Genomic DNA, 11,293 nt, shown 5'->3' with positions numbered 1-11,293 from the left:
GCGTTGAACAAGGAACGGTTTTTCAGGCGATGGCGGATTTCGAGAATCGCAGCTGGTCCAGCCGCGACGGGCTGCGCCTGCATTTCCGGGATTTTCCGGGGCCGGACGACAAGCCGCCAGTGCTCTGCCTGCCGGGGCTGACCCGCAATGCGCGCGATTTCGAGGATGTGGCGGCGCGGCTTGCCGGGCAATGGCGGGTCATCTGTCCGGACATGCGCGGCCGGGGCGACAGCGATTACGCCAAGGACCCGATGACCTACAACCCGGCGCAGTATCTCGACGATGTCGAATTGCTGCTGGAACAGCACGGCGTCGCCCGGTTCGTGGCGGTCGGCACGTCGCTGGGTGGCTTGCTGACGATGCTGCTGGCGGGCCGGGACAACAGCCGGATCGCCGGATTCGTGTTGAACGATATCGGTCCTGAAGTGGAAGAGGCCGGGCTGGAACGCATCCGCGAATACGTGGGGCAGGGCCGGAATTTCGAAACCTGGATGCACGCGGCGCGCGCGCTTCAGGAAAGCCAGGCCGATGTCTATCCCGATTACGGCGTGCCCGACTGGCTTCGCTATGCCAAGCGCGTGATGGCGCTGGGCAGCGGCGGACGGATCGCGTTCGACTATGACATGAAGATCGCCGAACCGTTCGACGCGCCGGCCGGCGCGACGCCGCAGGTGGATATGTGGTCGCTGTTCGATGCGCTGGCGGGGCGGCCCGGCCTGCTGCTGCGCGGCGCCCTGTCGGACATCCTTTCCGCCGGTACCGCGAACCGGATGGTCGCGCGCCATCCGGACATGGAGCTTGTGACGATCGAACGCGTCGGCCACGCACCTACGCTGGACGAACCGGAAGCGATCGCGGCGATCGACCGGCTGTTCGCCCAGGTCTCATGAGCGACGGCGGCAGACGGCGCCTGCACCTTCTGCACCTGCATTCGACGTTCGGTGCGGGCGGCAAGGAGCGCCGCAGCGTGGCGCTGATCAACCGCTTCGGCCCCGCCATCGACCACAGCATCGTTTCGGCCGAACCCGGCGCGATGGGCGCGATGGCGCATATCGCCAAGGGCATTTCCGCGCATTCCCCGTTCGGCTTCCCGCCGCTGGCCGGGCGGTTCGGCGTGCGCCGGTTGCAGACGCTGGCCCGCGCGATGCGGGGGTTCGACCTGATCCTGACCTACAATTGGGGCGCGATGGACGCGGTGATGGCCCACGCCCTGTTCGGCCCCACCATGGGTCTGGCGCCGCTGGTCCACCACGAAGACGGGTTCAATGCCGACGAGGCGGAGAAGCTGAAGCCCACGCGCAACTGGTATCGCCGCGTGGCGCTGGCCCGCGCGAGCGCGCTGGTGGTGCCGTCGCGCCAGCTGGAAGGCGTGGCGCTGCAGGCGTGGCACCAGCCCGCCGCCAAGGTGCACCGCATTCCCAACGGGATCGACACAGCCGCCTATGATCGCAAGCCCAAGCGCGATGCGCTGCCGCGTGTGGTCAAGCGGCCTGGCGAAAAGTGGGTCGGCACGCTGGCAGGCTTGCGCCCGGTGAAGAACCTGCGCCGGCTGGTACGCGCCTTTCGTGCCCTTCCGCCCGAATGGCAGCTGGTGATCGTGGGCGAAGGGCCGGACCGCGAGGCGATCGTGGCCGAGGCGATCGCGCTGGAGGTGGGGCATCGCGTCCACTTGCCAGGGCATGTGGCTGATCCGGCACAGGCGATCGGCCTGTTCGATATTTTCGCGCTCTCGTCCGACAGCGAGCAGTTTCCGCTGTCCGTGGTGGAGGCGATGGCGGCGGGCTTGCCGATCGCCAGCCCCGCCGTGGGCGACGTGCGCGACATCGTTTCGGACGAGAACCGCGATTTCATCACGCCGGCGGGCGACGAGGCCGCGCTGGAAGCGACGCTGGCCGCCTTTGCCTGGGACGAAGCGCTGCGCCGCCGGATCGGGGCATCAAACCAGGTGCGGGCACGTGCGGAATTCGACGAGGCGGCGATGGTGGCGCGCTATGCCGCGCTCTATGGCGGGGTGCTCGGTGTCGCCCAGTTTCCCTGACGCGTATTCCCCTATGTGGAGCGGGCGATGGCCATGATTACCAAGTGTTTCCCGCTTCACCGGACGTTCACCCACGGAATTCCAGAATCATTCCCGTTGAAAAGGCGGGTCTATCCGCTAAACACCCGGCACTTCCGTTAACTGACCGCCGAAAGCGCAGCCTTGGCCCTTCGTCCTACCCGTCCGCAGTCCCGCTCCGATCAGCTTGCCGAACGCAAGGCCGCGCAAGGCGATGTGTTCCTGCGCGAAGTCGACGATGCGCTGCGCGAGGACCAGTTGTTTCATGCGCTGCGCCGCTATGGCAAGCCGGTGGGCGCGCTGGTGGTGGCGGGCTTGGTCGGCCTGGCCGGCTGGCTGTGGTACGATTATCACAAGGCCACGGTCGCGGGCGAACAGGGCGAACGGATGACGATCGCGCTCGATCAGCTCGAAGCCGGCCGCGTGCAGACCAGCAGCGACAGCATGGCGCCGCTGGTGAAGGATGGCGGACCGGGCTATCGCGCGGCCGCGCAGCTGACGCAGGCCGGCATCGCCGCGCAGCAGAACAAGACCGATGATGCCGCGAAGCTGCTCGCCGCCGTCGCCGCGGACCAGAGCGCGCCGCAGGCTTACCGCGATCTCGCCACGATCCGCGAAGTGGCGATCACCATGGACAAGCTGCCGCCGGAAAAGGTGGTGGAGCGGCTCAAGCCCTTGGCCGTGCCGGGCAATGCCTGGTTCGGCAGCGCGGGCGAACTGCTCGGCGTCGCCTACCTGAAGCAGGGCAAGAACGATCTGGCCGGGCCGCTGTTCGCGGCAATGGCCAAGGACAAGACCGTTCCGGCCTCGATCCGCGAACGCGCGCGCCAGTTGGCGGGCACGCTGGGCGTTGATACCATCGATGATCCGAAAGCTCTGATTGCGCAGGGCCAGGCACAGCAGGGGCCGGCCGACGCCGGCGCCCAGTAACACCAGTTTGACGGGGATGACGGGGATGATGCGCAATCCGGTGCAGGAACATGGCGGCATTGCCGCGCGCCGCCGGCTGGTTCGCCGCGCAGGCATGGCCGGGGTGATCGCCCTGGCGGTCGCGGTCGGCGGGTGTGCGGGCAAGCACAAGGTCAAGACCACGCCCACGGTGGGGCAGCGCGTGCCGATCCTTTCGCGGATCGAGGCTGGCACCAAGGTCGATACCGCGATTTCGGGCATGCAGGTGGTGCTGCCGCCGGCCGAAGTGAACACGGAATGGGCGCAGGGCGGTGGCACGGCCAGCAAGTCCTATGGCCACCTTGCGCTCGGTGCCACGCCGCAACGCCTGTGGAGCGCCAATATCGCTGGTTCCTCGGTCAAGCAGCGACTGGCCGCCTCGCCGGTGATCGGCGATGGCAAGCTGTTCGTGATGGACACCGAAGGCATGGTCCGCGCGATGGACGCCAACACCGGCAAGGAGCTGTGGCGGGCGGGCTTCAAGCTGCCCGAAAACGGCGGTTCGGTGTTCGGCGGTGGCGCCTCGTACAACGAGGGCCGCGTTTATGTGACGACGGGCCTGGGCGAAGTTGCCGCGCTCGATGCCAAGGACGGCGCGATCAAGTGGCGCGTCAAGCCGGCCGGGCCGCTGCGCGGGTCGCCGACGGTCAGCTTCGGCGCGGTCTATGTGATGACGCAGGACAACCAGATCGTCGCGCTCAATATCGAGGACGGCGCGCTGCTCTGGAACGAATCCGCCTCGGTCGCGCAGACCGGCGTGTTCGGCGTGGCCGCGCCGGCTGCCGGGCAGGGCACGATCGTTGCCGGCTACAGCTCGGGCGAACTGGTCGCCTACCGCTACGAGAACGGCCGCCAGCTCTGGTCCGATGCGCTGGCGCGCACCAGCATCGCCACCAGCGTTTCGACGCTGACCGACATCGACGCCGATCCGATCATCGAGCGTGGCCGCGTCTATGCGCTGGGGCAGGGCGGGCGCATGGCCGCCTACGAACTCGTTACCGGCCAGCGCGTGTGGGAACTCAACCTTGCGGGCATTTCCACCCCGGCCATCGCCGGCGAATGGATCTTCACGCTGACCGACGAAGCCAAGCTGCTGTGCATCGCCAAGGGCACCGGCAAGGTGCGCTGGCTGACCCAGCTGCGCCGCTGGGGCAGCGAGAAGAAGAAGACCAACCCGATCTTCTGGACCGGCCCGGTGCTGGCGGGCGATCGCCTGTGGGTCGCCAATTCGCGCGGCGAAGTGTTCACCCTGTCGGTCACCGACGGAACGGCGAGCGAATGGGGCAAGGTTTCCGGGGCGGTATCGCTGCCGCCGGTGGTCGCCAACCAGACGCTCTATATCCTCGACAACAATGGCCGGATCACGGCGTTTCGCTGATCGGGCCGCCGACGAGGCATAAGGCTGGCGCCGGCCGGCCTTTACGCTTTGCTCATGCTTGAAAGCTAAACCTGCCGCGCATGAGCGCGCACGGTTCCGTGGCCGAAACACGGCCCCAAGCCCCTTTCGTTCCGGCCAGCCGGCCGGACAGCGATGTGTCCGTTGGCGTCGGCCTGTCGGGGCTTGCCGGTCTGGCGTTCTGGGTGCTGGTCTGCCGCAACTGGCCCGCCATCGCCGACATGTTCGGCCTGCCGGGGCCGCGCGAACCGATGGTGGGGCCTTCCGCCGCGCTTCTCGCGCTGCTTTTCTCGGGCACGCCGATGGTGCTCTATTCGCTGCTGGTCGACAAGGTCCACCGTCGCGCCTCCACCGGGATCGACTGGTCCAGCCCCCGTCCCTTGCGCGAGGTGATGGACATTGCGATCACCAAGCTGGCCGGGCTGTGGGCGACGTGGACGCTGATCGGCTTCGTCTATTGCCTGGGGCGCTGGTACTGGCGCGGGCAGTACCTGTTCGCGATGGACGTGCTGGAGACCATCGCCCCGCTGCTGTTCCTCGGCTCCGTCCCCTATGTGCTGTGGCTCGATCGCGTGCTGGTGAACCCGCGCGACGGAGCGTGGCATTTCGGCGCGATGCTGATGGGGCGCGAAGCCTATGCGCGCGAGGAAGTCTATCACCACTTGCGCGCGTGGACGGTGAAGGGCTTCTTCTGCGCTTTCATGATCTCGATCCTGCCCGGCGGGTTCGCTGCCGTGGTCCAGGCGGACTGGTCGCTGACGGTCCACGATCCGGTGCGGATAGCCGGCCTGACGATCGAGACGATGTTCATGGTCGACGTGCAGATCGCCATGGTCGGCTATCTGCTGACGATGAAGCCGCTGGATGCGCAGATCCGCACGGCAAACCCCTATCTCGGCGGCTGGCTCTCGGCGTTGATCTGCTATCCGCCGTTCATCCTGATGGGCGGTGGCGATGTGCTCGATTATCGCGCCAACGGGGCGGAGTGGGACTTCTGGCTGCAGGGTCACACCACGCTATTGTGGATATGGGGGGCGGCGCTGGTGCTGCTGACCGCGGCCTATGCCTGGGCGACCGTGGCGTTCGGCCTGCGCTTTTCCAACCTCACCTGGCGCGGCGTGCTCACCAATGGGCCTTACGCCATCACCCGCCATCCCGCCTACGTATCCAAGAATGCCTACTGGTGGCTGGCCTCGCTGCCGTTCCTGACCGTAAACCATTCGATGACCGACGCGGTGCGCAACACGGTCACGCTGGGGCTGGTCAGCGCGGTCTACTACTGGCGGGCCAAGACCGAGGAGAAGCACTTGCTCGCCTCGGACCCCAAGTACCGCGCCTATCATGCGTGGATGGATGAGCACGGCCTGCTGACCAGTGCGTTCAACCGCCTGCGCCGCCGTGTGATGCCAGCACGGGTCGAGCTTCAGCCGGCCGAATAACTGCTCAGACGGGGATGCCTTCGTCGGTCTCGAAGATGCGGATGTCACGGTCCGAGAGGCCGAGTTCGGCGCGTTCCTGCGCCCAGGCCGCCATGTGCGCGGTCTTGAAATGGGCGTCGAGCGCCGCGCGATCACGCCACTTCTCGCTGACGCGGATCACTTCGGGGTCGGCCACGTCGCGCGAATAGGCATAGAGAATGCAGCCGTCTTCGGCCCGCGTGGCGGCGATCACCTTTGCCATCATCGGCAGCGCCTTGTCGAAGTTCGCCGCCGGCAGGCGGAAACTGCCCATGACCAGAATCATCGCGCTTGTTCTCCCCATTCAGAAGCTCTTGACGGCGTAGACCTTGGAAACGTCGCCGCTCCATTCGCCGTGGTAGAGATCGAGCAGCCGTTCGGCCGGAGTCTTGCCGGTGCTGACGATCTCGTCGAGCGGGAGCAGGTAGCCCGTTTCGTTGTCGCCGGCGGCGTTGAGGCGGTTGCGCGCCGAAAGCCCGGCGCGCGCGATGCGCAGCACTTCGCCGGCGATGTCACGTAGCGTCCCGCCGCCCGGAAGGGGCGCGTCGAGGCCCAGCTTGGGCACGCTGGAGCGCAGGCGCTCGCGCCCGTCCATGTCCCAGTCCTTCACCAGATCCCAGGCCGCGTCGAGCGCGGTCTGGTCATAGAGCAGGCCCACCCACAGCGCGGGCAGCGCACAGATGCGGCTCCACGGGCCGCCATCGGCGCCGCGCATTTCGAGGAAGCTCTTGAGCCGCACTTCGGGGAAGGCGGTGGAAAGATGGTCGATCCAGTCCGACTTCAGCGGCTTTTCGCCGGGCAGCGCGGGCAGCTTGCCATCCAGGAAATCGCGGAACGACTGGCCGGCGGCGTCGATATACTTGCCGTCGCGGAACACGAAATACATCGGCACGTCGAGCATGTAGTCGACATAGCGTTCGTAGCCGAAGCCATCCTCGAACACGAACGGCAGCATCCCCGTGCGCGCCGGATCGGTATCCGACCAGATGTGGCTGCGGTACGAGAGGAAGCCGTTGGGCTTGCCTTCGAGGAACGGCGAATTGGCGAACAGCGCGGTCGCCAGCGGTTGCAGGGCCAGGCTGACGCGGAACTTCTGCACCATGTCCGCCTCGCTCGCGTAATCGAGGTTGGTCTGGATGGTGCAGGTGCGCAGCATCATGTCGAGGCCCATCGAGCCGACGCGCGGCATGTGCCGCAGCATGATCTCGTAGCGGCCCTTGGGCATGATCGGCAGGTCTTCGCGGCGCTTGTCGGGCCACAGGCCCAGGCCGAGATAGCCGATGCCAAGCTTGTCGCCGATCGCCTTCACTTGCGCCAGGTGGCGGCCGGTTTCGGCGCAGGTTTCGTGCAGGTTTTCCAGCGGCGCGCCGGAGAGCTCCAACTGCCCTGCCGGCTCCAGGCTGACGGTGCCGTCGGCCCCGCCCATGGCGATCACGTTGCCGCCTTCGATGATGGGCTCCCAGCCGTATTCGGTCAGCGCCATCAGCAGGTCGCGGATGCCGCCCTGTTCCGCATAGGAAGGGGCGTGATAATCCCGCGTGCTATAGACGAACTTCTCGTGCTCGGTGCCGATCCGCCAGTTTTCGCGTGGTTTTTCACCGCGCTGCATGGGGGCCACGAGCTGCTCGCGGCTTTCGATGACGGGATCGTTGCTATTTGAAACTTGCCGCGTGCTCATGCGCGTTCCGTTAGTGCCTGCAAGGCCTTCTGGCCAGCGCGAAATCGGAAATACACTATCCCGAAAATGGAAGGCTCAGCCGTTCCAGTCGCCGGAAATTCCCATCCACAGCGCGGTAGCCGCGATGGCCGCGGTTTCCCCCCGCAGGATGCGCGGGCCAAGCGATATGGGCACGGCGGCGGGATGGGCGCGGATCAGTGCGCGCTCGGCATCGTCGAACCCGCCTTCGGGGCCGGTGAGCAGCCCGGCCGGGCCGGGATGCGCGGCAAAGGCGGCGGCGGCGGGCGCGCCGCCGGTCTCGTCGGCGAAGAACAGGGCGCGCTCCGCCGGCCAGTCGCGCACCAGCGCCTCCAGCTTTGCTGGATCGGCCAGCACGGGCAACGCGGTGCGCGCGCATTGCTCCGCCGCCTCTGTCACGATGGCGCGGGCACGTTCGGGGTTGAGCTTGTCCGCCACGCAGCGCCGCGTCAGCATGGGGCGGACCGTGCCGACCCCCAGTTCGGTCGCCTTTTCGAGAACGAGGTCGAAGTTCGGTTTCTTGAGCAGCGCGGGGCACAGCCAGAAATCGGGCACCGCTTCGCGGGGGCGCAGGCGCCGTTCGATTTCCAGCATGACGTCGCGCTTGCCCGCATTGGTCACGCGCGCCAACCATTCGCCGGTGCTGTCGTCGCAGAGCATCACCGCATCGCCCGGCGTCACGCGCATGACCTTGGCGAGATAGTGCGCCTGCGGCCCGTCCAGCGGCAGGGTCATGCCTTCGCGCAGGGGCGTTTCGACGAACAGGCGCGGCGCGCTGCGTGGGGGCCAGGCGGGGGTGGCGGGCATCATGGTTCCTTATCGCCGCACGCGCCCTGCGTCATCCCCGCTTTCCCGGGAAAGACGAGGTGCTATAGCGTCGCCATGACCTCCGCACAGATCGTTCCCGATAGCGAACTTCGCGGCCTCGTTGCGCATCTGCCGCCGGGCTTGCGCGATTTCGCGCTGCTGGCGCGGTTCGACCGGCCGATTGGCTGGTGGCTGCTGTTCTGGCCCTGCGCCTGGGGCGTGCTGCTGGCGGGGGGAGCCGCGCGCTGGCCGATCGTGCTGTGGCTGCTGCTCGGCTCGATCGCGATGCGCGGGGCGGGGTGCGTCTATAACGACATCGTCGATGCCGATCTCGACCGGCAGGTGGCGCGCACGGCGGCGCGGCCGGTGGCGAGCGGGCGCGTTTCGGCGAAAGCGGCGTGGGTGTGGCTGCTGGTGCTGTGCCTGATCGGGCTGGTGGTCCTGCTGCAACTGCGCTGGCAGGCGCAGGTGGTGGCGCTGGGCAGCCTGGCGCTGGTGGCGGCCTATCCGTTCATGAAGCGCATCACCGGCTGGCCGCAGGCGTGGCTGGGGCTGGTCTTCACCTGGGGCGCGCCGGTCGGCTGGGTGGAAGTGGCAGGGTTCGACCGGCTGGGCGGGCTGGGCCTGCTTTACGCGGGCTGCTGGGCGTGGTGCATGGGCTACGACACGATCTACGCCTGCCAGGACCGCGAGGATGACGCGCTCGTGGGCGTGGGATCGAGCGCTCTGTCGCTGGGCCGGCACGTCAAGGCGGGCGTGGGCGCGCTCTATGCCATGGCGGTGGCGTGCTGGGGCGGCGCGGTGTGGCTGGTGCGGCCCGATCCCGTGGCCCTGCTGGCTCTGCTGCCCGTGGCGGCGCATCTCGCCTGGCAGGCCGGGACGCTGCGGCCGGATGACGGCGACAGCGCCCTGGCGCGGTTTCGCTCGAACCGTTTTGCCGGCCTGCTCATGGCGGCGGCTTGCCTGGTGGTGGGTGCGGCCGGTCAGGTGTAGCTGACCACTTCGAATTCGATGCCGTCCCAATCGAAGAAGTAGAACCGCCGGCCGGGTTCGTAATCCGCGTGGTTGAACGGCACGAGTCCGGCCTCGATGACGGTGCGCTCCGCCGCGTCCAGATCGTCTACCAGCAGGCCCACATGGTTGAGCGGCAGGCTCTTGGCGAAGCGCATCGGCCGCTTCTCGTCGGGCGTCCACAGCGCGAGATAGTCGGTATCGGCACTGCCGACGTGGATGGTCCAGCCGCCCAGTTGCGAAGGGCCGCGCCAGCGTTCCTCCCACCCGCACAGCCGAGACAGGAACGATGCCATGCGTTCGGGATCGCTGACGGTGATGTTGACGTGTTCAAGGCGGGCGGGCTGCATCGTTCTGTGTCCTTTCGGGGATGGTTGCGAATCGATGCTCGTGACGATGCAATCTAAAGCTGACTTGAGGTCAAGTTATGAATACGATGGCTTCATGAACCGTAACGACCTGATCCCGATAGGCGCGCTGGCGCGGCGTACCGGCCTCGCCGTGTCCGCCATCCGCTATTACGAGCAGCGCGGGCTGATCGAATCGGTGCGCAGCAGCGGCAACCAGCGGCGCTTCCTGCGGTCGGACATCCGGCGGCTCAGCTTCATCCTGATCGCGCAGAAGCTGGGGCTGGGTTTGGCCGAGATCGAGCGCGAACTGGCCGCGCTGCCGCAGGGGCGCACGCCCAATGCGCGTGACTGGGCGCGCATCAGCCGTTCGCTGCGGGGCGAGATCGACCGCCGCATCGCCACGCTGGAGCGCACGCGCGAGAAGCTGGACGCCTGCATCGGCTGCGGCTGCCTCAGCCTGGCGCGATGCCGGCTCTACAATCCGGAGGACCGTGCCGGGGAGGAAGGAAGCGGGCCGCGCTACGTGCTGGATGACGGCTGATTGGCTGGCCCTGGGGCGGGGGTACATTCCGCTGTGGAGGAATGACCGCTATTTGGGATCGCTAACGAGGGGCTGAACGGCAGGAGAGGCGGGGGAAGCAGACGTTAGTTTCGCAGCATTTGTCTGATGGCTAGGATCGCGACAGCAAGGAGCGGCGGTATACAGATCAGGTACGTAAGGCGAGGATGGCGGCGGGCCCACTTACCGAAGAGACGTTCTCCAATAAGCCCCCCGAAGAAACCGATGAGCAGTTCGTCGAGCATTCGCTGAGCTTCTCATCTTCCACTTATGACCGCAACCGCGTCAGTGTCCGGCAAGGCCGGTTTCCGCGCGGGGATGGCGATAGCCGCCGCCAGCGTGCCGACGTCACGCTCCGACGACTGCCGCCGCAATTCCGGATATTTCCAACCCCTGATCTAATCGTCGTGTCCGGAAGTACCGCCCCACGGAAAAACATCGGATAACTGTCGCTCCGACCATGCCCGAATTTGTCCACGCCGCTACGCCGTCGCCAGCAGTTCCTCGGCGGCGCCAAGGTCCACGCTGACCAGCCGCGAGACGCCTTTTTCCACCATGGTCACGCCGAACAGGCGGTGCATCCGGCTCATCGTCACCGCGTTGTGGGTGACGATGAGGTAGCGGGTCCGGGTTTCGCCGACCATCGCGTCGAGCATGTCGCAGAAGCGTTCGACGTTGGCGTCGTCGAGCGGGGCGTCCACTTCGTCCAGCACGCAGATCGGCGCGGGGTTGGTGAGGAACAGCGCGAAGATCAGCGCCACGGCGGTCAGCGCCTGTTCGCCGCCCGACAGCAGCGTCAGCGACTGCAGGCGCTTGCCCGGCGGCTGGGCGAAGATTTCGAGGCCGGCTTCCAGCGGATCGTCGCTGTCCACCAGCGCCAGATGCGCCTCGCCGCCGCCGAACAGGCGCGCGAACAGGCGGCGGAAATGGGCGTCCACCGCCTCGAACGCGGCGCGCAGGCGTTCGCGCCCTTCGCGGTTGAGGTTGCCGATCGATCCGCGCAGGCGATGCAC

11 protein-coding genes and 1 pseudogene are annotated in these 11,293 nt (G+C 67.2%); 7 read left to right on the top strand and 5 right to left on the bottom strand.

Features of this window, described 5'->3' with window-relative positions; all coding sequences use genetic code 11:
- Positions 1-29: 29 nt before the first annotated feature.
- From NMD1_RS04070 to NMD1_RS04050, 5 genes are all read left to right on the top strand, one after another.
- A complete protein-coding gene (locus NMD1_RS04070) occupies positions 30-890 on the top strand; it encodes an alpha/beta fold hydrolase (protein ID WP_125953818.1) in 861 nt (286 codons plus the stop codon).
- On the top strand, positions 887-2,038 hold the full coding sequence (locus NMD1_RS04065) for a glycosyltransferase (RefSeq protein WP_124811191.1): 1,152 nt from the start codon (positions 887-889) through the stop codon (positions 2,036-2,038). Before NMD1_RS04070 ends, NMD1_RS04065 begins: the two co-directional genes overlap by 4 nt.
- A 162-nt stretch (positions 2,039-2,200) precedes the next feature.
- Positions 2,201-2,986, top strand: coding sequence for a tetratricopeptide repeat protein (locus NMD1_RS04060; protein WP_125953817.1), 786 nt, complete (start codon positions 2,201-2,203; stop codon positions 2,984-2,986).
- A 25-nt stretch (positions 2,987-3,011) separates the two neighbouring features.
- Positions 3,012-4,382 carry a PQQ-binding-like beta-propeller repeat protein gene (locus NMD1_RS04055; RefSeq protein WP_375600787.1) on the top strand — a complete coding sequence of 457 codons (1,371 nt, stop codon included), beginning with the start codon at positions 3,012-3,014 and terminating at the stop codon, positions 4,380-4,382.
- 80 nt (positions 4,383-4,462) lie between these two features.
- Positions 4,463-5,839: an isoprenylcysteine carboxylmethyltransferase family protein gene (locus NMD1_RS04050; RefSeq protein WP_125953816.1), complete on the top strand. Its 1,377-nt coding sequence runs from the start codon at positions 4,463-4,465 to the stop codon at positions 5,837-5,839.
- A gap of 4 nt (positions 5,840-5,843) precedes the next feature.
- Here NMD1_RS04050 and NMD1_RS04045 read toward each other — a convergent pair whose 3' ends face one another.
- The 3 genes from NMD1_RS04045 to NMD1_RS04035 all read right to left on the bottom strand — a co-directional run bounded on the left by NMD1_RS04045 (position 5,844) and on the right by NMD1_RS04035 (position 8,360).
- A complete protein-coding gene (locus NMD1_RS04045; RefSeq protein WP_233497348.1) occupies positions 5,844-6,161 on the bottom strand; it encodes a putative quinol monooxygenase in 318 nt (105 codons plus the stop codon).
- Positions 6,162-7,535: a glutamate--cysteine ligase gene (locus tag NMD1_RS04040; protein ID WP_125953814.1), complete on the bottom strand. Its 1,374-nt coding sequence runs from the start codon at positions 7,533-7,535 to the stop codon at positions 6,162-6,164.
- Between the two features lie 75 nt (positions 7,536-7,610).
- Positions 7,611-8,360, bottom strand: coding sequence for a 16S rRNA (uracil(1498)-N(3))-methyltransferase (locus tag NMD1_RS04035; protein ID WP_125953831.1), 750 nt, complete (start codon positions 8,358-8,360; stop codon positions 7,611-7,613).
- Positions 8,361-8,435: 75 nt separating this feature from the next.
- Here NMD1_RS04035 and ubiA point away from each other — a divergent pair, with 75 nt between their 5' ends.
- A complete protein-coding gene (gene ubiA, locus NMD1_RS04030; RefSeq protein ID WP_125953813.1) occupies positions 8,436-9,353 on the top strand; it encodes a 4-hydroxybenzoate octaprenyltransferase in 918 nt (305 codons plus the stop codon).
- Here ubiA and NMD1_RS04025 read toward each other — a convergent pair.
- Positions 9,344-9,721, bottom strand: coding sequence for a VOC family protein (locus tag NMD1_RS04025; protein ID WP_125953812.1), 378 nt, complete (start codon positions 9,719-9,721; stop codon positions 9,344-9,346). The genes ubiA and NMD1_RS04025 overlap by 10 nt on opposite strands.
- A gap of 94 nt (positions 9,722-9,815) precedes the next feature.
- Here NMD1_RS04025 and soxR point away from each other — a divergent pair, with 94 nt between their 5' ends.
- Positions 9,816-10,262, top strand: coding sequence for a redox-sensitive transcriptional activator SoxR (gene soxR / locus NMD1_RS04020; protein WP_125953811.1), 447 nt, complete (start codon positions 9,816-9,818; stop codon positions 10,260-10,262).
- A 500-nt stretch (positions 10,263-10,762) separates the two neighbouring features.
- Here the strand turns inward: soxR and NMD1_RS04015 are convergent.
- Positions 10,763-11,293: pseudogene (locus NMD1_RS04015) on the bottom strand (chromosome segregation protein SMC); the annotation flags it as partial.

Source organism: Novosphingobium sp. MD-1, from assembly GCF_001014975.1.
In the GTDB taxonomy this organism is placed as follows: Bacteria; Pseudomonadota; Alphaproteobacteria; order Sphingomonadales; family Sphingomonadaceae; genus Novosphingobium.
This window is presented reverse-complemented; position numbering and strand designations above follow the sequence as displayed.

What these genes read in the sequence shown, in the direction of transcription:
- ubiA (WP_125953813.1), top strand. Translation starts at nt 8,436, where the DNA reads ATGACCTCCGCACAGATCGTTCCCGATAGCGAACTTCGCGGCCTCGTT.
- NMD1_RS04070 (WP_125953818.1), top strand. Translation starts at nt 30, where the DNA reads ATGGCGGATTTCGAGAATCGCAGCTGGTCCAGCCGCGACGGGCTGCGC.
- soxR (WP_125953811.1), top strand. Translation starts at nt 9,816, where the DNA reads ATGAACCGTAACGACCTGATCCCGATAGGCGCGCTGGCGCGGCGTACC.
- NMD1_RS04040 (WP_125953814.1), bottom strand. Translation starts at nt 7,535, where the DNA reads ATGAGCACGCGGCAAGTTTCAAATAGCAACGATCCCGTCATCGAAAGC.
- NMD1_RS04065 (WP_124811191.1), top strand. Translation starts at nt 887, where the DNA reads ATGAGCGACGGCGGCAGACGGCGCCTGCACCTTCTGCACCTGCATTCG.
- NMD1_RS04045 (WP_233497348.1), bottom strand. Translation starts at nt 6,161, where the DNA reads ATGGGGAGAACAAGCGCGATGATTCTGGTCATGGGCAGTTTCCGCCTG.
- NMD1_RS04025 (WP_125953812.1), bottom strand. Translation starts at nt 9,721, where the DNA reads ATGCAGCCCGCCCGCCTTGAACACGTCAACATCACCGTCAGCGATCCC.
- NMD1_RS04035 (WP_125953831.1), bottom strand. Translation starts at nt 8,360, where the DNA reads ATGCCCGCCACCCCCGCCTGGCCCCCACGCAGCGCGCCGCGCCTGTTC.
- NMD1_RS04055 (WP_375600787.1), top strand. Translation starts at nt 3,012, where the DNA reads ATGATGCGCAATCCGGTGCAGGAACATGGCGGCATTGCCGCGCGCCGC.
- NMD1_RS04050 (WP_125953816.1), top strand. Translation starts at nt 4,463, where the DNA reads ATGAGCGCGCACGGTTCCGTGGCCGAAACACGGCCCCAAGCCCCTTTC.